The 23,285-nt window shown below is 60.9% G+C and carries 28 protein-coding genes and 2 pseudogenes; 11 read left to right on the top strand and 19 right to left on the bottom strand.

The features are described 5' to 3' along the window. Positions 1-585: 585 nt before the first annotated feature. The 4 genes and pseudogenes from DVS29_RS32320 to DVS29_RS38380 all read right to left on the bottom strand — a co-directional run. Positions 586-810, bottom strand: coding sequence for a hypothetical protein (locus DVS29_RS32320; RefSeq protein WP_118184595.1), 225 nt, complete (start codon positions 808-810; stop codon positions 586-588). A 270-nt stretch (positions 811-1,080) separates the two neighbouring features. Beyond that, positions 1,081-1,284 (bottom strand): cold-shock protein, encoded by a 204-nt coding sequence (locus DVS29_RS32315; RefSeq protein ID WP_118184594.1) that lies wholly within the window; start codon positions 1,282-1,284, stop codon positions 1,081-1,083. A gap of 358 nt (positions 1,285-1,642) precedes the next feature. Next, the gene (locus DVS29_RS32310) at positions 1,643-1,903 is read right to left on the bottom strand and encodes a response regulator (RefSeq protein WP_118184593.1); all 261 of its coding nucleotides are present in this window, start codon (positions 1,901-1,903) and stop codon (positions 1,643-1,645) included. Between the two features lie 469 nt (positions 1,904-2,372). Further along, positions 2,373-3,031 (bottom strand): annotated as a pseudogene (locus DVS29_RS38380) (sensor histidine kinase); the annotation flags it as partial. A 576-nt stretch (positions 3,032-3,607) separates the two neighbouring features. Here DVS29_RS38380 and DVS29_RS32300 point away from each other — a divergent pair. Continuing rightward, positions 3,608-3,805, top strand: coding sequence for a hypothetical protein (locus tag DVS29_RS32300; protein WP_118184592.1), 198 nt, complete (start codon positions 3,608-3,610; stop codon positions 3,803-3,805). Between the two features lie 255 nt (positions 3,806-4,060). After that, the gene (locus tag DVS29_RS32295; protein WP_118184591.1) at positions 4,061-4,297 is read left to right on the top strand and encodes a hypothetical protein; all 237 of its coding nucleotides are present in this window, start codon (positions 4,061-4,063) and stop codon (positions 4,295-4,297) included. Positions 4,298-4,365: 68 nt separating this feature from the next. On the opposite strand, the gene DVS29_RS32290 is transcribed toward DVS29_RS32295, so the two are convergent. From DVS29_RS32290 to DVS29_RS32280, 3 genes are all read right to left on the bottom strand, one after another. Then, positions 4,366-4,581: a hypothetical protein gene (locus tag DVS29_RS32290; RefSeq protein WP_118184590.1), complete on the bottom strand. Its 216-nt coding sequence runs from the start codon at positions 4,579-4,581 to the stop codon at positions 4,366-4,368. Between the two features lie 76 nt (positions 4,582-4,657). Further along, the gene (locus DVS29_RS32285; RefSeq protein WP_118184589.1) at positions 4,658-4,948 is read right to left on the bottom strand and encodes a hypothetical protein; all 291 of its coding nucleotides are present in this window, start codon (positions 4,946-4,948) and stop codon (positions 4,658-4,660) included. A gap of 66 nt (positions 4,949-5,014) precedes the next feature. Next, a complete protein-coding gene (locus DVS29_RS32280) occupies positions 5,015-5,533 on the bottom strand; it encodes a DUF892 family protein (RefSeq protein ID WP_164708041.1) in 519 nt (172 codons plus the stop codon). A gap of 580 nt (positions 5,534-6,113) precedes the next feature. Here DVS29_RS32280 and DVS29_RS38375 point away from each other — a divergent pair. From DVS29_RS38375 to DVS29_RS32260, 4 genes and pseudogenes are all read left to right on the top strand, one after another. Next, positions 6,114-6,236 carry a hypothetical protein gene (locus tag DVS29_RS38375; RefSeq protein ID WP_420816181.1) on the top strand — a complete coding sequence of 41 codons (123 nt, stop codon included), beginning with the start codon at positions 6,114-6,116 and terminating at the stop codon, positions 6,234-6,236. Positions 6,237-6,340: 104 nt separating this feature from the next. Further along, positions 6,341-6,455, top strand: a pseudogene (locus tag DVS29_RS38275) (30S ribosomal protein S21); the annotation flags it as partial. A gap of 202 nt (positions 6,456-6,657) precedes the next feature. After that, a complete protein-coding gene (locus DVS29_RS32265) occupies positions 6,658-6,891 on the top strand; it encodes a DUF6723 family protein (protein ID WP_240655920.1) in 234 nt (77 codons plus the stop codon). Positions 6,892-6,908: 17 nt separating this feature from the next. Further along, positions 6,909-7,757, top strand: coding sequence for an STAS domain-containing protein (locus DVS29_RS32260; protein ID WP_240655919.1), 849 nt, complete (start codon positions 6,909-6,911; stop codon positions 7,755-7,757). 67 nt (positions 7,758-7,824) lie between these two features. Here DVS29_RS32260 and rpsU read toward each other — a convergent pair whose 3' ends face one another. The 5 genes from rpsU to DVS29_RS32225 form a co-directional block, all read right to left on the bottom strand. Then, positions 7,825-8,037: a 30S ribosomal protein S21 gene (rpsU, locus tag DVS29_RS32255; RefSeq protein ID WP_118184598.1), complete on the bottom strand. Its 213-nt coding sequence runs from the start codon at positions 8,035-8,037 to the stop codon at positions 7,825-7,827. Positions 8,038-8,218: 181 nt separating this feature from the next. Continuing rightward, a complete protein-coding gene (locus tag DVS29_RS32250; protein ID WP_118184586.1) occupies positions 8,219-8,434 on the bottom strand; it encodes a hypothetical protein in 216 nt (71 codons plus the stop codon). A gap of 70 nt (positions 8,435-8,504) precedes the next feature. Further along, positions 8,505-8,744: a hypothetical protein gene (locus tag DVS29_RS32245; RefSeq protein WP_118184585.1), complete on the bottom strand. Its 240-nt coding sequence runs from the start codon at positions 8,742-8,744 to the stop codon at positions 8,505-8,507. 815 nt (positions 8,745-9,559) lie between these two features. Continuing rightward, a complete protein-coding gene (locus DVS29_RS32235) occupies positions 9,560-9,817 on the bottom strand; it encodes a hypothetical protein (RefSeq protein ID WP_118184584.1) in 258 nt (85 codons plus the stop codon). A gap of 459 nt (positions 9,818-10,276) precedes the next feature. After that, the gene (locus tag DVS29_RS32225; RefSeq protein ID WP_118184583.1) at positions 10,277-10,564 is read right to left on the bottom strand and encodes a hypothetical protein; all 288 of its coding nucleotides are present in this window, start codon (positions 10,562-10,564) and stop codon (positions 10,277-10,279) included. Between the two features lie 522 nt (positions 10,565-11,086). Here DVS29_RS32225 and DVS29_RS32220 point away from each other — a divergent pair. From DVS29_RS32220 to DVS29_RS37675, 5 genes are all read left to right on the top strand, one after another. Further along, positions 11,087-11,371 (top strand): hypothetical protein, encoded by a 285-nt coding sequence (locus DVS29_RS32220; protein ID WP_118184582.1) that lies wholly within the window; start codon positions 11,087-11,089, stop codon positions 11,369-11,371. Positions 11,372-11,510: 139 nt separating this feature from the next. Beyond that, positions 11,511-12,581 (top strand): trypsin-like peptidase domain-containing protein, encoded by a 1,071-nt coding sequence (locus DVS29_RS32215; protein WP_118184581.1) that lies wholly within the window; start codon positions 11,511-11,513, stop codon positions 12,579-12,581. 19 nt (positions 12,582-12,600) lie between these two features. Further along, the gene (locus DVS29_RS32210) at positions 12,601-12,957 is read left to right on the top strand and encodes a hypothetical protein (protein WP_118184580.1); all 357 of its coding nucleotides are present in this window, start codon (positions 12,601-12,603) and stop codon (positions 12,955-12,957) included. A 240-nt stretch (positions 12,958-13,197) separates the two neighbouring features. After that, a complete protein-coding gene (locus DVS29_RS37490) occupies positions 13,198-13,485 on the top strand; it encodes a hypothetical protein (protein ID WP_164708038.1) in 288 nt (95 codons plus the stop codon). After that, positions 13,482-13,832 carry a hypothetical protein gene (locus DVS29_RS37675; protein WP_205962564.1) on the top strand — a complete coding sequence of 117 codons (351 nt, stop codon included), beginning with the start codon at positions 13,482-13,484 and terminating at the stop codon, positions 13,830-13,832. The genes DVS29_RS37490 and DVS29_RS37675 overlap by 4 nt, the downstream gene beginning before the upstream one ends. Before the next feature lie 290 nt (positions 13,833-14,122). Here the strand turns inward: DVS29_RS37675 and DVS29_RS32200 are convergent, their stop codons facing one another. From DVS29_RS32200 to DVS29_RS32170, 7 genes are all read right to left on the bottom strand, one after another. Further along, entirely contained in the window at positions 14,123-15,793 is a 1,671-nt protein-coding gene (locus DVS29_RS32200; protein WP_118184579.1) for a phospholipase C, read from the bottom strand. A gap of 297 nt (positions 15,794-16,090) precedes the next feature. Next, positions 16,091-17,545 (bottom strand): cytochrome-c peroxidase, encoded by a 1,455-nt coding sequence (locus DVS29_RS32195; protein ID WP_118184578.1) that lies wholly within the window; start codon positions 17,543-17,545, stop codon positions 16,091-16,093. Between the two features lie 131 nt (positions 17,546-17,676). Further along, positions 17,677-19,362: a phospholipase C gene (locus tag DVS29_RS32190; RefSeq protein WP_118184577.1), complete on the bottom strand. Its 1,686-nt coding sequence runs from the start codon at positions 19,360-19,362 to the stop codon at positions 17,677-17,679. Positions 19,363-19,849: 487 nt separating this feature from the next. Next, the gene (locus DVS29_RS32185; RefSeq protein ID WP_240655918.1) at positions 19,850-21,409 is read right to left on the bottom strand and encodes a methyl-accepting chemotaxis protein; all 1,560 of its coding nucleotides are present in this window, start codon (positions 21,407-21,409) and stop codon (positions 19,850-19,852) included. A gap of 250 nt (positions 21,410-21,659) precedes the next feature. Continuing rightward, on the bottom strand, positions 21,660-22,361 hold the full coding sequence (gene cheZ / locus DVS29_RS32180) for a protein phosphatase CheZ (protein WP_118184576.1): 702 nt from the start codon (positions 22,359-22,361) through the stop codon (positions 21,660-21,662). Between the two features lie 86 nt (positions 22,362-22,447). After that, positions 22,448-22,771: a hypothetical protein gene (locus tag DVS29_RS32175; protein ID WP_118184575.1), complete on the bottom strand. Its 324-nt coding sequence runs from the start codon at positions 22,769-22,771 to the stop codon at positions 22,448-22,450. A 180-nt stretch (positions 22,772-22,951) separates the two neighbouring features. After that, the gene (locus tag DVS29_RS32170) at positions 22,952-23,215 is read right to left on the bottom strand and encodes a hypothetical protein (protein WP_205962563.1); all 264 of its coding nucleotides are present in this window, start codon (positions 23,213-23,215) and stop codon (positions 22,952-22,954) included. Between the last annotated feature and the right edge of the window lie 70 nt (positions 23,216-23,285).

Genomic DNA, 23,285 nt, shown 5'->3' with positions numbered 1-23,285 from the left:
TCCATCTTGGCCATGAACCGTTCCTCCGATCAAGGTACTGACCTTATAACGCGCGAACTGAAGGTCGGTTGTCATGGATTAAGTAAACCTCAATAATTGGCGGGACATGGCTCCGAAGGCGCTTTGAGGAGGAAGCCGCAAGCGTTGATCGACACGCACTCGCGCGGTCGTGGGAAGCGTTAAATCTGCCTGGCGGCCCTCGCATCCTGGAAGTCACGGACGCCGCCCTGTCTGGGATGCGAATCATGTACGTGAGGGGATCAGTCAGACACGGGAGCGCGCAATACCGGTCCGGTGCGAGTCGGCGCGTGCAGTCCGGCGAGCACTGCTATCGCTGGATTATCGATCAAGGGAAGATTCGCGACTAACCAGCACTCATCTTTTCGGTGCTGTGCGACGCGAACGGGTCCCGCATTGTAACCTAAGGCCGTCATCTGTCCTGCAACTATCGGCGGGGCCAGAAGGAAGGGGGCAGCCATGCTTGCCGACGATGCGCAGTTCGGCATCCTGCATGATGTTTGGTCGCGCTTTGTTGCGCCGGCCCTGCCCCCGGCAGCGTTGGGCGTTTCGAACTGTGGTGTATTACTAACCACGTGCGTCGACCCAGTTGCGTCCCCACTGGGTCGAGTGCAGCAATGCCTCTTCTTCGCTCCTGAAGTATTCGAGCGAATAGAACCAGTAGCGGCCTTCGACTCGCGTCCTGTCGATGCGTTCGAGCAGCAGGTTTGATGAAAAGCTACCGTCGCGCAAACGATGCGCCGAGGATTGGACAGCATAGCCGTTGTACTGTTGGATCTGTTTGTTTTGCATTCTAATTTTAATGATTTGAGCTCGCGCAGTGCGAAAGGCGCACGTGTGCACCGATTCAAGGTCATTCGAGCCGAACTCTGAAGCGGTCGAAAACCGCAGAATGGCGTTGCAGCCTAGGGGGAGAAGAGGCACAACGAGGCGTATGGCGCCTGGCAAGCTGCCCGATAGACAGATGCCAATCAGGAGCGATCGCGCCAGTAGCGGGAGACAAAGCTCCGCGAGGGTGTCGCTGCAACCCGGCGTCCGTCGCGGAGGCCGGGTTCTTCAGTCTTACATCGGCTGGATGTTAGCCGCTTGCAGCCCCTTCGGGCCTTGCTTCGTTTCGAAGCTCACCTTCTGGTTTTCAGCCAGCGTCTTGAAGCCCTCGCCCCTGATTTCGGAGAAGTGCGCGAACAGGTCGGCGCCCCCATTGTCCGGGGTGATGAAGCCAAAGCCTTTGCTGTCGTTGAACCACTTAACGGTACCGGTATCCATGAAGAATCCTTGAGTAAAAATACGAAGAGTTGCCCTGTCACAGAGCGCGTGAAGCTTCAAGGAGGGAGAGGACAACGAATACCGCTGAGGAGCGAGCAATTGATGAACAGCAATCGAACTTCTTGAACTTCGAACGCTACAGTACCTGCCTGGTGGACCAGCGTCAATATTTAACTTGTAACTGTCTCGCCAGGTGGCCCGTTCTGCAGTGGAACCGATGCAGCCCCGCATGACTGCGCCGTCTTGCCTGGCAAGGCGCAGACCAGACGGAGTTGGCGGACAGGCAGGAGCGCGGTGCGGCACCGCGCTGGGACTGGATCGCACCCGCGATGCCGCGCACCACGCCTCTTGATTTGCGTCAAAATAGTTCGACGCCGTCGATCTCAGGCATTTCGTAGTCCGTGGCAATTATCTGGACCGACTGCCGATGCAATATCTCCAGCGCCAGCCGAGCATCGCCTGCGAGGCTGACGCGATGGCCGCCAGCCTCGAGCGCCAACTGCAGTGCCCAAAGGTTGTCCAGATCGTCGTCGACCACGAGAATGCTTGCCACGCCTTGGGCTCGGGCGTGATGCCGCTGCTTCCTGCCGGCGCCATGCTCACCGACCTGCACCGGCATGCCTCTGCGCACCGGAATCTATCCTCGCTGCGGCAGGGCCCCATCGCCTCGGACATCGTCGGGCGATGGCTCGCCAGGCGTACTTTCGTCCGGCAATCGTCATCCGGCCCGGTACCCGGAACGTCGCTTCCGACAGGCTTCTCGATCCGCGTCGTGCCGCCGGTGGCCGGTCCGTCCCTCTCGCTGGAAAAGTATCTTCGACCGCCCTGTCGATGTCGTCCTCTCCCCGTCAGCCAAGCGGCAGGGCGAGGGTCTGCGCCTCTGTCGTTCACTGGCCTCGCGCGAATCGCTGGCGGCGCCGTAGCCGTTTCCAGGATCATGGCACCGACGGACGGAACGCTTCATGATTCACGCGACCAAACGTAACGGGAATGGCGGACGTCGATATCCATGCAAGGAACGGGCACCGTGGCCTCCAGTGAAGGCTCGGACAGGGTGGTCTCTGTCCGCAGGGGCGCGACGCTTTGCGCTATGGGAGGCCTGGAAGGCGCACGGCGAATGCGGCGCCGGTCCGGTCAGACCGCGCATCGATATAGCCACGATGTGCCTGGCAATTTCGCCCGCGATGTACAGGCCAAGTCCGAGTCCACTGTCGCCGGCCTGACCCGGACCAGGCCGGCGCGGCCCAAAGATGTGTCCAGTGTCGGCACGTCGATGGCAGAGCCGCTGTTCCTGACCTCGAAACGTACTTCCGCGCCAGCGCCAGTCAACAATACGCATCGGCGCATCCAGTGCCCCATACCTGATGGCGTTGATTGCAGGGTTACTGATCAGTTGCTCAAGACGGTGAGGGTCCCAGACTCCCTGGGTATCGCCCTCTACGTGAGGCTCGATCTGGCGCCCGGGATGTGCCGCACGCAACTGGTCCACCACATCGGCAAACACTTCAGCCAGATCAACATCGTGAGGGACGATGTCGATGCCCAGGCCCAGCTTTGTTCCGTTGAAATCGCACAGGTCATCAAGAAGCGTCTGCATGCAGGCGCCACTTTTTATAAGCTGGGCTGCAGCCTCAGACACCTTGCCCCCGGCATTCAGCGCTGCGAGATACGATGCGGTCATCTGGATGGTCTGCGGAGGACTGCGCATGTCGTGTCCAAGCATTCCAAGCAACAGGTTGCGAGTCTGTAGCTCCTTCGCGCAACGGGCGGACGACACAGCCTCGGCTTCCACGTGATACCCAGGCCCAGCGGGCCCGATCGCTACCGGCTCGGGCTTCGCGTGCCCTGCCACTCGGGGATAACGCAATCTCTTTCCATTCCATGGGCAACAGAGGCGCGATCATTCTCGTCGAGAGCGTGCATCCACTGCGCGGCCAGCGCGTCGTTGACCTTCTCGAAGACGCACACCGCCACTGGTTCGCACCGGTGCGAGTAGTTGCATCTTTGCCGGGAAGACGGCAGGTCTGTGTTGGCCCGCCGGCTGCGGCAACAACACTGTGGCAACGCGTGCCTTGCTCGCGAGCAGAAGAAAAAAAGCGCCCGAAGCGCCAGAATGGGTGGACAATCAGCATTGCGGCGGCCGCGAGGACAGTCGATCGTCGTACCGGCCGGAACCAGTGCGACACGTGCGCGCAACGTCGCTCGCGCCGTTCGAAGCAGTCCCGGCGCGCTGACCGTGCGTATGGCGGTTCGCGATTACCGGAAAGTCCGGTTCCCTCCCGCCCCTCGAGGTCGTCCTCATGAAACCGCAGCTGGAGAGGCTATGACGCCGGCCGATGTTGCTCAGGTATTCGAACAGTTGAATCGCGAAGGACGCGCGACTGGCGAGCTCAATGGCGCGTGCGAGGCATTTGCAGCATGGCTCGCGTGTGAATGGGACCATCTGTCGACGAAGGACATCGCGTTGCTGACATCGATTGGCGCGGCACTGTGGCGCGAGGGATACCAGAGGCGGTATTGAGGCATGCGTGACGCTGTACGTCGTCGGTGTCGCCAAGATATGGCCTGTTTGGTGCTGCTCCTGTCCGACGACTGTGACATTCGATACGTCCACAGCCGCGCGACGGTGGCGCGCCGGCATGACCGTGGAGAACCGCACGGACCACGATCTCTACGACGTTACCGTCGCTAGCCGGTGATCGCGGCCTGTAGCCCGGCCCGTATCGCCTCGGTACACGCTGGCTCCAAACATCGCGTGTAACCGGTCGAGGAAACAATGGAAACCCACGAATATCGCGGTTATGAAATCACGATTGATGTCGAGCGGCTCGCGTCGGGACGGTTTCTCACTGAGCTGCACATTGTGCCAAAGGCGAGGATGGATGGAATTCCGATTCCGCAGATGCCCTGGCTTGGGTGCAGGCGTCTTCACTCGACATCGAGAGAACTTGCGATCGTCCGCACGCTTGTCATGTCAAAATGCACCATAGACGAGATCGTGGATCGCCGATGACAGCCGAACGATTCGCGGCATCTGGTTGATTCCGGCATGCCCGACACGCCAGCGCAGACGACAGAACGTCAACCATACCGCTCACCCAGCCAGTCGACCGCCCACTGACGGGCGTACACGATCGCATCCTCACGCATCTCGAAGCCTGCGAGGTCACCGCTCAGATGAACGTCAGTCTCGCGGCCGTCGCCGCTTACGCAGGTGATCTTCGCATGTGCCATGTATTCGCCGTCGGCGCGCCGCGGCGTGGGATCGATACGGAACGTCGTGGAATACGGGCTCATGACAACTCCTGAAGTGCAAAAACACGATCGCAAAAAACTGCCCGCATCGCCTGCTTGAAGCTGACCCTCCGCATCTCTAGCTACGGTCCCAGATCGGCTTGCCGGTACGGTCAGATTCGTCGATCAGCCATTCCGCGTAGCGTGTGCACGCACGCCGGGCTTCGCCGGTACAGCTGAACGGCCGCTCGCCTGACACCCGGAAGACGCGGCTTCGTAACGGCGCAGAATCCACTTCCGGTTCGCTGATGCGAACAGAGGCATCAAAGCCTTCCTCGTAGTTATGGCTGAATCCCGCCGGGGTCACGTGATGCGGGTAGACGAGTGCATGAAATTCGAGTCCGCGATAGAGTCGCTGGGTTGTTGTCATGATGTATTCCCCTTGCTGCGTTATCCGCAGCGTAGATTAAAGAAGACGGGCGCTGAACCCGGCCGGTCAATGATCACCGGCCGCTGCCTCGCCCATAGCACCCTGTGTAACGGTCTGCCCGGCAACGTCCCCACCGGCCGCGTACGTTGAAAGCCGGCGCGACATCGATAGCGTCTGCGCCAGGATCGTCTCACAGGCCAGACGGGTTTCGAACAGACCACTCGATTCGGCCGCGACAATGGCCGCTTCGAAGATTGCGATTTCGCTCAACACCTGCATGCGTAGATCCCCGACATCGTGCTGCGTCCCTGCGGCAGGCTCAGCCAATGTCGGGTGCGCGAACGTGGCACATACGCGCCGGGAACACGGTTGCGCGGCCGCCTCGCCCTCGATCCGTCGAATGCATTGCGCTAGCAGAACCTGATGCCTGCAACTTGCATCCAGCGCCTCGTCCAGCTCTACGGCGAGATCAATGCTGTGAATGCAACGCCGCGCAAGAAGTTCAAGAAGCGACTGTATATCCCGCCCCACCAACGCTGCGGCCCGCAGCAGACGCAGCAGTTCCTCGCGCTGGTCGGTCACCATGCAAGACTCCACTAAAGTGTCAGCGCAAACGATGCGCATGATTCGCGAACGCTCGTACAACACACCAACCGGAACGCTGCCCTGCGTGTTACGCATCGTCGGACCGGCTACCCGCATCCCGCCAGGTCCGGTAACAATCGACGCGCGAAGCTCGGGGATCAAGGAGAAGGGAGAGGACAACACGTGCCGCGCAGCCACGGATGCATGATGATGGTGATCAGCAATCGGTGTGCCTTGATTTCATTGCCCACAGTACGCGTACCCGGCAGGTCGGTCAACGCATTTGCGCGGACCCGACCATAATTTTGACGTCCTGAAAATCTGATCCTTGCTGCATTACAACCCGCTGGCCGAAACAGCGCCCCGAACGGCGGGATAGCGTGTATAGTGGATCGTCCCTGTACAGGAGCGACGATGTCTGCAGACCGGCCGCCCCTTTATAAGGGCTTCGAACTTTACGCGCTGGTGTTTTCGCGCACTTTCTCGCGATTCGACGGTCATTCGCTCTATGCAGAGGGCTTCGATACCGCGGTGCGCATCTCTGCCGCCCGGCCTGTCAGGCGACGTAGGCGCAGGCCGCGTGTTCAGGCTTGAGCAGCGGCTCACCTTCGCCGATTTCGGCTCTGCGCGCCGTGCCGCCCGCCAGCGCGGCGAAGCGATCATCGACGGAAAGATCGAAGACGCCTCGATCGACGACCTGTGAGACCGGCTCGTACTGGCTCGCACGAACCTCCCGCCTGACCACTCCGTTCACCGCTCAAGGATCCGTTTGACTACCATCATTCCCCGCCCCAACTCGACAACCTTGGCCTGCTGAAGGAACTGCGCGCGTATGGCATACGAAAATCCAATGGCTGAACGAAAGCGCAGAAAGTCGACAGCCGTAGCGAGACTGCGCAGGCAGATCAGGAAAATGTACTGAAGCACGATTCCGCCAGCGGACGCAGGCTGCGGAAAGCGGGTCGGCACTCTGGAATTCGATAAGTCGTGACAGCAGGTCGGAGCACATGCTTCCATGCACTATCCTCACACGACCAGAATCAGTTGCCGGTCGTGCCAGGAGCGCAGCCACCACTCGCCGGATCCAGCACTCTGCTCACCCGGCCCCGCACAAGGAGCTATAAATGGCAGCCGCTTCAGTTGAACGCGACCGGTACGAAATTACCGCGTCCTTCCGGCGCACCTCTTACGGCATTATTCCGTTGTTGAAGGTTGTACGTCTGAGCGACGGGCGTCTGATTTATCCCTTTCAGGGCTGCGCGGACATGCCGCTCTGTGCCGACGCGCAGAGCGCGACGAAGTTCGCCGAAGCGTGGGGCGAGAAACTGGTGAGCGGCGACATTGCCGTGCCGGAATAATGCACCCCGCTTTCGTCGTGGCTACCTCGGACAGCGCAATTCTCGGTCATGCGCTGGACGCGCAGCGCTCAGCCCTCCTGTCCGACTGGCTCGATCAACATCTGATACACGACATGCGGCGCGGACTCGTCCCGGAAAACGAGCTGCGCAGCCAATGTCACCGGTTCGTGGAACTGTTCGTTTCCACACTCATGCGCACCACGACACTGGATGCGAGGAACGAACACTGGGATCCCTTACGCCGTCTTCTTGCGGACATAGCAGCAACGCGTGCCCGCCAAGGCTTTTCGCCTCTCGAGACCATGTCTTTCGTGTTTTCCTTCAAACGTCCCTTGAGCCGCTATGTGAGCGACGCGCTTCAGGATGAACCGGCCGCACTGGCAGCGATGAGCTGGGCAATCGACCAGTTGCTGGACGCGCTCGGCCTTCATGCCACCGAGACGCTTGAGCGTAGCAGGAACGCCGTCATCACACGCCAGCGACAGGAACTGCTTGAACTGTCGACGCCCGTTCTGCAGCTATGGAAGGGAGTTCTCGCGCTGCCGCTGGTCGGCACGCTCGACTCTTCGCGCGCTCTCGTGATGACGGAAATGCTGCTGCAGAGGATTGCCGAGACGCGGGCGCGGACTGCGATCATCGACATCACGGGCATACAGACCGTCGACACGCTCGTTGCGCAACATCTGCTGAAAACGATCGCCGCAGCCAGACTGATGGGTACAGACTGTCTCATCAGCGGCGTTCGGCCGCATGTTGCACAGACGATGGTGTACCTGGGCGCGGAATTCGCGAGCGTGACGACAGCGTTGACGCTGGCCGATGCGTTCGCCATCGCGTTGCGGAGCGCATCGAACGACGCCACATAAGCGCCCGGTCGACACTGAGCGCCAGCCAGGACAGCCGCCGCTCGCTTATCCGCATCAAAACTTCGACTCAGTACAGCTTCTTCGGTGGCAACGACCGTTTGATCTGTTTTCGGAGTCGAGCCACAGCGGCAGCCTTTTTTCGTTTGCGTTTCGCAGTCGGTGTTTCATAAGCCGTTCTGGCCCGCAGTTCCTTTATCAAACCGGTGCTCTCGATCGAACGGCGGAAGCGGCGCAACGCGACTTCCACCGGTTCGTTCAGCTTGGGGGTTACGGTAGTCAATTTTTTTCCTGGTTGTGAGTTTGCGCCGTGAATCGTCCGGACGTCCATGACGGGGTTCGCTGTTCTATTTCGTTGCGGTGATTGTCATCTAACGAAGACACATAGACGCGATCGGTGCTCTTTGTTGCCCGATACCTTTGCTCCTGTGGTGCGATAACCTGCTGTCGATGTGAGAGTCCCGTCAGCCAAAGCACGCGTTCAGCCAGTCCTGCACCCGTTTTTTCGCATCGGTAATGACGTCTGCGCGCACGTCGAAGCCCGCAAGATCACCACTTAGATGAATGTCGTACTCGCTCCCGTCCGCACGGCTGGTACCAATGCGGGCATGGGCCATGTATTCGCCGTCAGCCCTGCGTGGCGTCGGGTCGATGATGAATCGTGTCGAATTGAAGCGCACTATCGTTCCTTGTTCGAGTGCCGCGCAGCCATGATCATTGCGCCAGCGCCGCGTGAATGGGTGGGCTACGTCACGCGTTCAGCAGGGCCATGATCCGGCCGGCCTCGCGGTCCGAAGCGCAGCTCGCCATGCCGTCCTTGCGCAGCAGTGCGCTAATTGACACAAACATCAGATAAGCATCCGCATCGACCTCGTGGCGGCCGTCGAGGATGACGTCTTCGAGCGCGGCACGGGCCCCTAACGGCAGAAACCGGTCGATAAGCCCGGAGCCATCGCGTCGAATCCACTTCAAGAGATCAGCTCTGTCCATGTCAAACCTCCGATGTTGCCTGTGTGTACCGCCGCGTGTGTGTGGCGATGGTTCCTGCATGCAACGAGGTACAAATCACAACTCCAGATCGAGAATGTTCGTGCTTTGGAAACACGTGTCGATGACGTGTTGTGCCAGGCAGTCGACGCACGCCGCGCGTCGCCGTCGCCCTGAAAGGGCTTCGCCCCCCAAAGCCGAAATACGCGGGTGCGGGGCGTTCCCGTGAGCTTCCCGACTCCTGGATACGTACGGCAGCATCGAACCCTTCCTCGTAGTTATGCCACTTCCGGGCTCGGTAGCACGATGTGGATAGACCAGTGGACAAACTGCCAGTCCACGGTAGAGCCAGTCCACGGTAGAGACGGAAACCGGCGGTCATGAAATACCTTTGAGGTCGCGTCAACACGTGACGAATCGGGAAAAGGGTGTGAGCGACTGAGGTCAGTCTTCACATGATCGGCCGCGTTGTGCGGCCTGCGATGAAAGTGAGCGGCCCGATTCCGTTGGGAAAGGTGACTGGGAAGACGTAGAGAAGGGCCGTGGGTCAATCAACGCTTTCATGCTACGCCCATTGCCCTCTTTGTACAGCGAATGTTCATTCGTCGCCGCTTCTTTTGCGAAGCCGGCAGCCTGGATCGGCATGCGGGCATGCGCACAGTGCCTATCCGCAGCCGACGTTCGCGTGACACTGCGTCAGCGACGGCGAAATGCGGCCCGTTGCGGTGCGCCGCCGCTGCGCTCACGTCATTTCATTACCTGCCTGACGAAGCTGCAACCGGCAACATCACCGCGCAACGGTAGACGCTCAACTTGCGTTACGCGATAGGGTCACCGTCCGCGACGATCACTCCAAGGAGCAGATCGATTGCGGCTCGCCCGGCGGCTTCAGCAATGAGGTACGCCCAACGGCGTGTATAGGGGCCGTTGTGCAGCGAAATCTTGCCTCCACGCTGACCCACGACACGAAGATTGTCGCCGCCCTTGATCTGAAACGTGACGTCGTAGAGATCCGCTGAAGACTGACTGAGTTCGACATGGATCTCAAATCCGCGGTACGCGATCATCCGATACATAAAGCGCTCCATCGGGAGTCAGAGGCCAGCCAGCAACAGGAGCTGGTGTTCGCTTTCGGCACCGCCAACCAGTGCGTAAGCCCGCATCTCGGCCCGCTCGTCGGCCGAAATGGACTCTGTGCCGGAAAAGGCGTTTCACTCGTCGTTTGCGATTGAAGTGGGCGCACCGCGGGTTCTCGCGAACCTGAGCAGAAGGCGACTTGCTGCGCGGCGCAAAACACAGCGGTTGGCGTTCAGCACATACGGTTCATAGCCCGTGCGCAGCACGAGGTAATGCGGAATTACATTGAGGTTGATTGGCACTGCCGATAACGGTCTGGAGGAATCCTCACGTTCGGATCATCGCTTCGCCGTGCGGTCTGCGGCTTTCCGCTACGGGTCGTGTCTTTTCAAAAAACGGCGGCCAGAAGGCGACCGACGATGGGGCCGGTCAACTGCTTTGGCACGCCCGCAGCGATTTCACATGTCGACGACCGAAGCTCCGTTTATTTTACCGTCGACGATGTCCTCCCCCTGTTGCCGGGCAGCACGCCGCGCCACTCCAAAGTCGGAGAATGCATGGGGCTGGTTTAGCCTGAAAACGCGACTTGCAGCCGAACTCGCTATCGCGGAAGGACGACATATCCGCACCGCGATGTCATACCCCTCGGCGTAGCGGGAGTGGCCGTCAAAGCGACTGAAGGTGCGGGGGAAGACAAGAGGATGAAGTTCATACCCCTTGTAGAGAAGAAGCAGGTGTGTCGGCATTTCAGTCACTCCACAGGGGAGACCCACTATACCCCGGAACAGGCAACGCAGGGCGACGCAGATATTTTCCGAATAGAGTTGACCCGTGGTGCCGGCGCGCGTATGGTGGGTTACGAAGTCCGCAAAGCGGATCTTGTCTGCGCTGTGATCCCTCTTCGTTCAGATGACCTGACGACGGCTGTCAGCCTCGCTCCCCCTCTGCCATACCTAGCGGTCCTCCTGAGAACGTTCAGCGGCGACCAGGGTTGGTTGCTTGCCGCGCGATGAATCGGTGAAGGATTGACCCCATCGCACGAGCGACGGATGCTTTCCCGGCGCTGCGCCGACCACAACGCGAAAGGGATTGCGGCGCGCTTTGGGCCCGGAGCTGCGCAAAGCCGTCCGAATCATTGTTCGCTCAAGTGCCAGCTTTCCCGCCGGGAAGCACGGCCGGCCCGCCAGGCGGTTCGGATATCGCTGTCGGCCAAACGCACACAACGATCAAAAAAACGGCTGCTTGCTGCGGCCCCAAGGAGTGACCTGATGACCACCATTCGCCATTATCGAGGCCTCGATATTTCCCTGCTCGTGTACCCCCATCGCGCGACCCAAGCCGGGTTCAGCCACAACTACGAGGAAGGATTCGATGCATCGGTCCGTATCAGCGAACCCGAGTCCGGGACGGACAAGGTGAGGAGCCGCCTGTTCCGTGTGCCCGGCAGGCGGTCTTTTTTGAATACCGGTGACGCAAGGCGCGCGTGCGTGGCCTACGCTGAAATGTTGATCGACAAAGGCGGTTCCGATCGCGCGATTTGGGAGCCCGCCTGAACTTTCGGACCAGGGCGAGCCATCCGCGAGCACGCCCGCGTGCTTCAGAGGACGAGGGGTTCCGGCAATTCGATCGCGCCTGTAGCCATAATCCGCGGTGCAATCGAGCATTGATTTCGCGACCACTTCAGGAATACGAATGGATTCTCCGACAACCGGCACAGAACGCGGCGCTGAAACGGCTGGCGATGTACTCGAATTCCATCGCAGTTCCAGTGGCGATGAATGGTTTCTCTGCCGCTGCGAGGGCGAAGCCCCTATCGTGCGACATGTGCCGAACGCGGCGTCGGGCGGGACCGTATCGGAACTTGAGGTCGGCGCGTTTCTTTCATCAAGGCGGCGCGGACCCGAGCACGATGCGCTGATGAACCTGCTTTCGGGACTGATTCCATCCGCCCGCGAATCAGCTCAGTCAGGCGGTGGACGTCCCGCGGCCGTTCCATGCCTTGAGAGTCCCCCGGAGTCGCATGTCCAGGTAGGCGCGGATGCATTGCTTCTCGCCGTGACACGCGTCTGTACGTTCGCGCAGGAGCGGCGGTTGACCAGCGCAAGCGGCTTCTTTTTCCAGCACGGAACCCGGCTCTTTCTCGTGACCAGCCGACACGTGATGATCGACGTGTCCGGCGGGCATTTTCCCGACCGGCTGGAGATAGAGTTTCACGTCGATGCGAAGAACCTCGCAGTCGCCACCTGGCTGTCGGTTCCGTTGTACGCCGCGGGGCATCCCCTCTGGCGTCAGGGAACGGACGACGGTGGCGAGGTCGATGTAGCCGTACTCGAACTCGACCGCGCCGCGTTGCCGCCGGGCGCGGAGTTTCAGGCGTTCCGTCCCCGTCATTTGCCGCGTCCGGGCGATGTGATGCCAATCGGGGCATCGCTTCTGATCGTCGGGTTTCCGCTGGGATTCCACGATTCGCTGCACCACTTGCCAGTCGTTCGGCAGGGCGTTCTGGCGTCGGCATTCGGTTTGCGTTTCCAGGGGAAAGGCTGTTTCGTCACGGATGCGCGAACGCATCGCGGCACCAGCGGCGCACCGGTCGTTCTGCGAGCGGCATCGGCCGGTGGTCAATCCGATGAACTGGAGTGGCTGCTTTTAGGCGTCCATTCTTCGAGCATCGATATGGGCGGCCGCGACGAGCAACTGGATGAGTCGCTCGGGCTGAACAGCGCCTGGTATGCGGATATTCTGATGGTATTAACGGCTCACTAGTGCGTCGGCCAGAGGCCCCATGTCTCCACTGCTTGAGTTTCTCGCAACACTTCCGCAGTTTCATGCGGACCGCTTCGGGTGCAAGGTCGTTCACATCGGGACGGGATGTGTGCTTTCCATCGCGGACGACGGCGTGTCGCCACCCGCCGCGATGTTGAGCGCAAGCTGGCCGGGGCAAACGGAGAGCGAAGTTCTTACGCTCGAAGGCCTAGATGCAATAAATTTCTACATGCGGGAAGCGAGAACGTATGGGGCCGAGATCGCGTCGATAAACCGCGCCATTGCCGTGCTCGACCACGCAATGGGAGGAGAGACCGCCTTTTCGGAGGCAGTTCATTCGCGGGATAGTTTTATGGGCGTCCCGCGAAACAGGTAGACGGAAACGCTTGCTCGCAGGCCGCCACTCACTCAGTTGCGGCGGTACAAGCAAGATGATGTGCATGTGTGGCCCGAAGGAGATGGGCTTCCCTCGGTTTTTCGCCTTCCATCGGCCCCGAGTTATGCAGCGGCATCGTTGGTCTGCTGAGCTTCGATCCAGTCCCAAAGGAACCGCTCCGGAGAAACCAGGCCGAGCGACGAATGACGACGACTGCGGTTGTACCCGTGGTTCGGTCGGATGGCCTGGATTTTCAGTGTGGTCGAGAAGAATGGCGAGATCATTCTGCGATGTTCTCTTGAGCCACGCGAGACAACACGTGTATCGCAGATGCCGCAGTGGATGTTTGATCCAGTTGCCCGCCTTCATATCCGATCATCTGCATTCCCAATCGTTGACTGCAGTGCGCTGCGCGAACTGAAGCACCTGTTGACCGATAAATCTCTCTGCGCCCAATTCAATGTGGTACAAGCCGAGCACTGTCCTTTGTCCTATACAGGAGGTAACGATGCGACGCGCGCGCCTTGATCCATGAGGTCGTCGTCGATCTCGACAATGCAGCCAGCGAGATCGTACTCGTCATCAACTGGAAAGGCGGTGTCCATACCGAGATCCGTGTACCACGCCGGCGTCGCGGCCAATGCGCCACCCGGACGTCGCCTGAAGCGACTGATGCTGTGCGCCTGCTGGCTCGCATCTGTCCGGATCTGGTGATTGCCAGCGTGCTCAATCGCAATGGGCTACGGACCGGGCGAGGCAACTTCTGGACACAGGAGCGCGTCACTGCGTTGCGCAGTCATCGTCGAATTCACGTCTATTCGATTGAGCGGCGTGCTGCCGAAGGATGGATGAACCTGACCGAGGCATCGGCGTGAGTCCAAAAACGCTCGGACTCGCAGTCGAGCGCGGCGAGATCGCAGCAGAGCATCCTCTGTCGCTCGGGCCATGTATCTTCAATCGCGATTTGCTGAACACCACTGCAGTTGCCGAGTTCGTTGCGCGGACATGCGCCCGGCGAGCGAACCCCACAATACCAACGACACAACAGGGAACCCTTGATTTATCAGCCACATAGCGAGATGCCCGCCCAGCCGTTGGGACGGCAGAGCGGGCATCGATGATCCAGCTGCTTTCAACTGCGGTCGGACGCGACCGCAGTCAGATTTCAGCTGTTCGGAGCCTTGTCGACCGCCAGGCCCGTCACCGGATCGAGGAACAGTCGGCGCTGATAGTGGCCTTCGCCGCGACGGTTGAAGTCGAACATGCCCATGATGCTGCCAGCGCTCGCGTCGAACGAACCGCCACCGATCCGCTGTCCGTCAAGCCAGTTGTCTTCGATGAAACGCACGACGGACGTCTGGTCGATCTGCGTATGGTCGACGAAGTCTTCCTTCGCCCACGGCGAGATCACGACGAACGGGATACGCGTGCCCGGGCCGCAGCGGCCGTTCACCGGCTTGCCCTTCACGCCGTCGTGTGCCGAGCCCGTACCGCAGATGCCATTGCCGTTCAGTTGATCGGCAACCGAGTCATACGACGCGCTCGTCGGCAGCGTGTACGCGTGATCGTACCAGCCGTCGGAGTCGTCCCATGCCACGATCACGGCGGTGTCTTCCCACTCCCGCTGCTGCTGCAGGAAGTTGACGACCTTCGTTACGAAAGCCTGCTCGTCGAGCGGATCCGAATAGCCCGCATGACCGTCCTGGAAAGCCGGCGCCTTCAGGAAGCTGACCGACGGGAAATTGCCCTTGCTCACGGCCGCAAAGAAATCGTCGGTGTCGTACTGGTGATTCGCCGGATCCGGCGTGCGGCTATTGCGTTCCATCGTGTGACCGATCGCATCGATCGAGCTCGGGCGCAGGTGCTTCGGGTTCGACGTCGAAGCGAAATACTGGAACCAGTTGTGGTGCGGAATGTAGTCGGCCGTGGCCGCGCCGACCACCGTCGACATCGTGCTGCGCTTGCACCCGGTCGTTCCGTTGCTGTTCACCGTACCGAGATTGAAGCCGCCCATGAAGCCGCCCCACGTGATGCGACGTTCATTCAGCAGGTCACCGATATTCCTGCCGGTCATCATCGCCGTATCGGTCGTGCTCGAGCAGCTGTCGTAGCCCGGGTCGACGTCATTGACCATCGTGAAGCCGTTCTGTCCGTCGTTCACATAGTACGAGCCTGCCACGGACGGCTGCTTCGTCGTGAGGACAACCTTCATGCCGTTCGTCTGTCCAGCCACCACTTCGAGCGCGCCCGGCGTCGACGGACCGTACGTCGACGTATACGCGTTGTCGCTCATCGCGTAGTGCTGCGCGTAGTTCCACAGCGCCGTGACGGTGTTGCCGTCGAAGTAGCCCATCACCTGGCCCGTCGTGCCGAAGGCGCCCGCGCCGCCGGACGTGCCGTTACCCGTGTACTTCGGAAACAGGTCGGCCGCGCCATTGTCGTAGGCCTGCTGCTCGGCCGTGTACGCGTGGTTCTGGTCGGCCGTCGCGGCCTGCGTGCGGTCGAGGCGGAACGGGTTGTACGCGCCCGTGCCATTCAGCGGATTCAGGTTCGGGTTGTTCGACAGCAACGCGGGCGTGAGGCCGTTCACCTCGGGCGTGCCGGGCGTCGCGTTGAATGCCGGCTCGCCGGACGGGTTGGTGGCATGCGGATACGTGCCGAAGTAGTGATCAAACGAAACGTTCTCGCCATAGATCACGACCAGATGCTTGATCGGCGTGGCCGTATGAACCTCGTTCGGCCAGTTTCTGTCGTGTTCGTCACCAGCACTCCATGCAACGGTCGAAGCAAATGCGACGGCGGTGAGCGAACCAAGCGCTACGTGACGCCATTTCATAACTGGCTCCTGATTGTTTACATTCGTTTCGTGGGGATTTCCGCATAACGGGAACGCAGGCACCGTCGAATCTGCATCGCTGCGACTTCTCAGCCTGGATGCAGAACGCTACGCGGCAGACGGATTGGAGCATCAGGGGATGAATGCTGAATGTCAGGCCACTTACGAATAATTTTCAGGGACACCTGACGCAGGAAATAGTTCGCCGCCTGCGTATTTTCAGGAAAAAGCACCCTTGAAAACGTTGCACGGTCTGCGAACCGGGCGCGCAGGGCGCCCGGCGCGCGACGGGTGCAGTCAGCTGCCCGATCCCTTGTAACCGTCGTTGAGCGTCTTGATGAACGCGATGATGTCGTCGATATCCTGGTCGGTCATGGCGGGCGAATCGCCGAGCTTCCGGTCGAACGGTGCATCGGCAACGTCGACATTGGCCTGATACTTCGCGGGAATGTCGTCGTATTTCTCGATCCTGCCCGATGCGTCTTTCGGGTAGATCTTGCCAGGGTCGGTGTTGCGCAGGTTATAGAAATCCATCACCTGCTTGAGGTCGTGATACACGCCGTTGTGGAAGAAGACCTTGCGCGTGGCCGAATTTCGCAGCGTCGGCGTGAGGAACATCCCGCAGTACTGCGTCTGGTCCTTCAGGTCCGTGCGGAAAGGTCCGCAGACGCCGAGATCGAAAAACTTCGGGTCCTTGTTGATCGCCAGCGCATGGTTGCGAGGTACGCCGAGCGCCTCGTACTGCGTGTCGGTAAAGAGCGGCGGCAGGCCGTCCCTGGTCGGCTGACTCAGGTGACAGCCCGCGCAGTTTGCCTTGTCCGAATCGTTGAACAGTCGCATGCCGCGCAGTTCGGCGGAGCTCAGGCGTGCCTTGCCTTCGAGCCAGTAGTCGTACTTGCTGGTGAATTCGTGGAACGAGTTGTCCTCGAACTGGTACCGGCCGATCGCAAACATCGCTTCCGAGATCACGAGATCATGGTTGTCGAAGATGTTCGCGCCGAAGAGCTGCTTCAGCGTCTCCGCATACTTCGATTTCTGCAGCTTGGCCACGACCTCGTCGGCGCTCGTATTGGCCATCTCGACCGGGTTCAGCATCGGACCCATGGCCTGCCGCTGCAGCGTGTCCGCGCGACCGTCCCAGAAGAGTCCGCCTTGCGGCACCATGGCCGGCGCGGCAGGCGCGACACCCGCGCTTTTCGTCGCGCGCTGCACGCCCTGCGCCGCGGACGCCACGTCGTTCAGGTTCACCGCCGTATCGACATCGCCCTGGTCGGGACCGATGCTGAATGGCGCCTGACGATAGAGGTACGCGAGCGAGGGCGGCGGCCGGTAACCCGCCTGGTCCATGTGCGGTCCGCCCATCTGGACCGTCAGGTCGTTCGGCGGCCCATACGCGTGCTGCGCACTGTGACAGGACGCACACGACTGCTTCCCGGAAGCCGACAGCGAGGGATCGTTGAAGAGCTGCCTGCCGAGTAGTGCGACCGCGCTCAGCGGCGCCTGCGGCGGCCGCACGAGGTGGATCGGACGCGGATTGGCCCCGGTCAGGTTTTCGATCACCTCACCCACGCCGGGCGGCATCCGCTCAGGGTAAGCCACCGCATAGGTGCCGGCCCCGATCACGCCAAGCACCACCACCGCGGCGGACCACAGTAGCGCGCGACGAACCGTTCGCCGTGTCCTGCGCGGGTCGGGTTGTCGGTCTGTGGACAGATCGGAGGTCATGGCGGCGTTCGGAGAGTCAGGAGTCATGGTGAACAGGTTCCGGCTTCAACAAGCGAAAAAGCGAGCCAGCGGACCGCCTGACTCGTGAGCGAATACAGCTAACTTCGTCAGCGCTCGCCACGGACCCCAGTCCGAAGTGAGCGCTGTGAGCCAACAACCTAGCTCGACTGCTTCGTGCCGTCGGTATTGAGGAGCAGCGTACGCGGGGTCGCCACCGACTGCGTGAAATCGAACATGTTCAGGATGCTGCCCGTCGTCGCATCGTTCGAACCCTGACCGATACGCTGACCGCCAAGCCAGTTGTCCTCGATGAACCGGACCACCGAAGCCTGCGTGATCTGTGTGTCATCCACGTAGTTGGTCTTCGCGTACGGCGAGATGACGAGGAACGGAACGCGGGTTCCCGGTCCGCAACGGCCGTTCACCGTGCCGCCATTGACGCCCACACCCTGGGTGGCGCCGGTGGCATTACAGACGCCTGTGCTGGTCAGCTGGTCCGCGCCGGTCACCGTCGAGCCGCCTGCGCTCTCCGACGTCGTCGCATCGAACGACGAGGTGGTCGGCGCCGTGTAGCGGTGGTCGAACCAGCCGTCCGAATCGTCATACGTGATGATGATCGCAGTGTTCTTCCAGTCGGGCTGCTTCATGATGAAGTCGACGAGCTGGGTGTCGAACGACTGTTCGTCGAGCGGATCCGAGTTGCCCGGGTGTCCGTCGCCGATTTCAGGTGCCTTGATGAAGCTGACCGACGGGAAGTTGCCCGCGCTCACCGCAGCCTCGAAATCGTTGACATCGTATTCGTGGTGAACCGGCGTCGACGTATTGTCCTTCGGGTCGGTCTGGCCGATCAGGGCGACCGAGGTCGGGCGCGCGTGCGTCGGATTCGACGTCGTTGCGTAGTACTGGAACCAGTTGTGGTGCGGGGAATAGTCCGTCGGCGACGTACCCAGCACGGAAGAATACGTGGTGCGGCTGCATCCGGTCGTGCCATTGGCATTGGTGGCAGTCAGATCGAAGCCACCCATGAAGCCACCCCAGGTGATGTTCTTCGCGTTGAGCAGATCGCCGATGTTCTTCGAGGACATGGACACCGTGCTGGTCTTCGACGAGCACGTGTCGCCAGCCGGATCCGTATCGCCGATCAGCGTGAGGCCACCCTGCGTGTCGCTGATCGTCGACGACGTACCGATGCCGGCGACGGCGCCATTGTTCGTACCCGAAACCACCGCGATCGCGCCCGGCGTGGACGGGCCGAACGTGTCCGTGTAGGCGTTGTCGTTCATCGCGAAGTTCTGCGCGTAGTTCCACAGCCCCGTGACCGTATTGCCGTCGTAATAGCCCATCACGAGACCGTTCGTGCCGAACACACCCGTGCTGCTGACGGTGTTGTTCCCCGTATAGAACGGAAACAGGTCCATCGCACCGTTGTCTTCGGCCAGCTGTTCCGGGGTGTAGTTGTGGTTCTGGCCTTCGGTGTTGGCCTGCGACCGGTCCAGACGGAACGAGTCCTTCGCGTTCGCGCCGTTCTTCGTGTTGGCCTTGGTCGGGCTGTTGGTCAGCAGCGTCGTGGTCAGACCCACCACCGACGGCGTACCGGCTGCGGCCGTAAACGTCGGCTCACCCACCGGGTTGGCCGCGCTCGGGTACGTGCCGAAGTAATGATCGAACGAACGGTTTTCGCCAAAAATCACGACGACGTGTTTGATTGGCGTAGCGGTCTGCAGCGCGTCCTGAGCAGAAACGCTGGCCGCGGACGTGGAAGCAGTGTGGACATTGCTGCCGCACGCAGCCAGCACAAACAGTGCGGCGGCAAATGGAATGGGTAACAGGGCTTTGCGGAACATCGGTCGGGGCTCCAGGTTCTCGACTTTTGCTGGTCAGGCATTCGGACACGCGTAGCGTGGAATGCGGGGAAATGTCGCTGCTGGGGATGCTTACTTTTTCTTACACTTGCAGCAGCGCTGCATTGAAACACCCGCGGATGACTGGTTGGAGACAAATGGTTTTCAGAATGCCTTCAATCGCCGGATCCATTGGGAAGACCCAGGACCATTGCACAGGCAACCGTGCTGTCAACGTGGGGGGATGTCGAACTCGCAGATGTCCAGGCGATGCGACGCCTGTCGTACACCTGACACAGAAATGCGATACGGAGTCTGTCTGGAGGGAAAGCCAGGCGACAGAGAGATTCAGACGACGTACCGAGTAACCGGTCATCGCCTTCGAATTCAGGATGCTTGTATCTCTGCTAAGTCATCCTGATGAAATTCTTCCGCGGGACAGTGTCATCGCGGGCGGGCAGGCGCGACGATCGCGCCCGCCCGAAGCGTATCAGAGCGCCACGTCGCGAACGCGGAACGTACCGACGACGTCGGTGAGCAACCGCGCCTGCTCCTGCATCGACTGCGCGGCCCCTGCGGCCTGCTCGACCATCGCCGCGTTCTGCTGGGTCGTCTGGTCCATCTGCGCGATGGCGATATTGATCTGCTCGATACCCCGGCTCTGCTCCTCCGATGCCGATGTAATCTCGCCGATGATGTCGCTCACACGCTTGACCGAACTCACGAGCGACTGCATCTTGCTGCCGGCGCTCACCACCAGCGTCTTTCCATCCTCGACGCTGCTCACCGATTCTTCGATCAGCGCCTTGATCTCTTTTGCCGCGTCCGAGCTGCGACGCGCGAGGTTGCGCACTTCGCTCGCGACGACCGCGAAACCCCGCCCCTGTTCGCCCGCGCGCGCCGCTTCGACCGCCGCGTTCAACGCAAGAATGTTGGTCTGGAACGCGATGCCTTCGATCACGGAGATGATGTCGACGACTCGCGCCGAGCTCGCGGCGATGTTCTGCATCGTGGTCACCACCTGCTGCACCGCCTCGCCGCCTTCGCCGGCAATGCGCGACGTATCCACCGCCATCTGATTGGCCTGACGCGCGTTATCCGCGTTCTGCCTGACCGTTGCCGTCAGTTGCTCCATGCTCGCGGCCGTCTCGCCGAGCGAAGACGCCTGCTCCTCGGTGCGCGACGACAGGTCGAGGTTGCCGGCGGCGATCTGCCGCGCAGCGTCGCTGATGGTCTCGGAGCCGCCGTGAATCCGTTGCATGGTTTCCGCCAGACGATGCTGCATGCGCTGCATCGCGAACACCATGCTGCTACGGTCTCCGTCGCGCACGTCGACCTCTCGCGTCAGGTCGCCGTCGGCGATCCATTCGGCCACCGTCGCCGCGTACACCGGCTCGCCGCCCAGGCTGCGCTTGACGTTGCGAATGATCACGAAGAGCACGAAGGAACTGATGCTGCCGAGTGCGAGGATGGTCAGCAGGTAGCCGGCCAGACGCACGCGAAACGCCGCGTCGATGTCGTTGATATAGACGCCCGACGCGACGTACCAGTCCCACGGCTCGAAGCGTTTGACGTACGAGATCTTCGGCACTTCGGTCGATTTCCCCGGCAGCCGCGCCATATAGTCGACGAAGCCGGAGCCGTGCGCACGCGCCTCTTTCAGCATCTCGACGAACAGATACTTGCCGTTGACGTCGTGGTAGTTGCTCTGGTCCTTGTTGACCAGATCGGGCAGCACGGGATGCATGATCACCACCGTGCTGGCGTTCATGATGAACAGGTAGCCATTACCCGGATAGCGCATCGCGGCCAGCTGGGCCATCGCGCGGTGTTTGGCCTCGTCCTCGGAGATTTCATGGCGCTCGGCCATCTGCTGGAATTGCGCAGCTACGTTGACGCCGGCTTCGACGATGTTGCGGATCGCCGCCTCGCGCCCGGCCAGCATCGTCTCGCGCAATTGCATCGCGGCGAACCCGCCGAACAGCAGCAGCCCCACCCACATGACCAGCAAGGCCAGTCCCAGTTTTTTGCCGAGCGTCAAACGATTCACCTTTCTCTCCGTGGGCAGTTCGATGCACGCGGCTGGCGTGCACGATCGCGGTCATACATAAACCGCTCTTGCCGCAATTACGGCGCGCGCCCGAAGCTTCTGGAGGGGTGTTAATGCGGAAAAGCGGAATTTTTCTGCCGCCTCTCCGAGGGAAAACCTTTATTTATCAGATCATTGGAGAGCACGTGACGCTGGTCCCAGGGTGACGGCGGTTCGCGTGGAGGAACCGCCGGGCGAATCCTCTACCGGTTCAGAAACCCAGGCTCGCGAGCAGGTCGTCGACGTCGGCCTGGCCCTGCATCACGTCCGCCTTGCCTTCCGGCGCGATCTGCGGACCGTTCATCAAGGATTCGGGCGAGTTCAGGTTCGCGAGCGCGGCCGCACTCGCGGCAAACTGCTCACGGCGCTCGGGGGTGATGTGCTCGACAAGCACACTGAGCAACTGCTGCTCGATCAGGAACACGATGTCCATGATCTTCTTGATGACCTGACCGGTCAGGTCCTGGAAATCCTGCGCCATCAGGATCTCGAGCAGATGCTGGCTGGTTGCCGTGCTCGCGTCCGGAATGCGACCGAGAAATGCGCGCGTATCGCTCATCAGTCTGCGCAAATCGGGGCGCTCGACCGGCGTCTCGGGCCACGCGGACCATCTCGATCCGAGGTCGAGTGCCTGCTGCTGCAGGTCTTCCTGGATCGGCTTGGCCAGTTCGATCGCGGTCAGCACACGCTCCGCAGCCTGTTCGGTCATCGTTGCGACGTACCTGAGCCGTTCGCGTGCGTCAGGCACGGCTTCGGCCGCCTGCCCGATCTGTCTGTCGAGCCCAAGTTCGCTCATCGAATCGAGCAGCGTACGGGTCAAATGCCCGATGCGGGCCAGAATGCGATCCGACGAAGTCACGCCAGGCACCCCATGCTGTTCCACCGCCTTCAGCGCGGCGTTATGGTCTTCCATCCTATCCTCCGACCTTCGCGAGCTTTTCGGGGAGCCTGTCCGGCATCCCGTCACCGTCATTGCCCGCGGTGCAGTTCGCGGTGCAGTTATTTCGCCGGGATTTCCTGGCGGTCGTACTGGACAGTCCAGCCTTTCTTCGAGTGACCATCGACGGACCTGTCGAAGCCTGCGTCGAGCTTCCATGTCCAGTCGGGAGCAGGCATCTTTGCGCCGTCAAGTGACAGCGCTTCAATCTGGCGCTCCGCCTGTGCCCGGTCGGCAAAGAATTTCAGAGGCCCATACACCACGTTGTAAAGCGGCACAGACTCGTCGACGAGAAAGATGCGCACGGCAACCTGAGGTGCGACCGTATGGATCGTGCTCGAGCCCAGTGACGCAGGGAACCGGACCGGTTCCAGTTGCGAAAGCATGAAGAGTCTCTCCCTGGTTTATCCAATCGTAAGAATTCGAGGCTAACGCTGCGCGCTTTGCGCGGCCGTTGACGTGATAACGGATGCGACAGGTAAAACTGAAGCCTGACGTGACGTGAAGCGCTTGCGGAGGGGGAATGGACGACTAACGATTTTGCGAAGACCAGGTCAACGGCGAGATCAGTGTGCGCTGCTGCTGATGGTGGTGGGCTGCGGATGATGATGCGCGGCCGGCGGGACCACGCTGGTGATGAGGAACGCGTAAAGCGCCGCGGCGCATAGGCCGGCGGCAGTGCCCCAGACGTCGCGCGCGCTGCCGCCTGCGCGCACATGCGTTGGAAAGCCGATCGCAAGATAGCCGATCGCGAACGCGACCAGCACGCCGGTTATCGGCTGAACGTCGGACAATAACGCGAGGCAATGTGTGAAGAAAGACCCGGACATGGCGAGCGTGCGCGAACTCGATACGCGGGATTCTAGACCTCTCACCGCCACTGTTGCACTTAGCATTCGT

It is taken from the genome of Paraburkholderia phosphatilytica, assembly GCF_003443895.1.
GTDB lineage: Bacteria > Pseudomonadota > Gammaproteobacteria > Burkholderiales > Burkholderiaceae > Paraburkholderia > Paraburkholderia phosphatilytica.
This window is presented reverse-complemented; position numbering and strand designations above follow the sequence as displayed.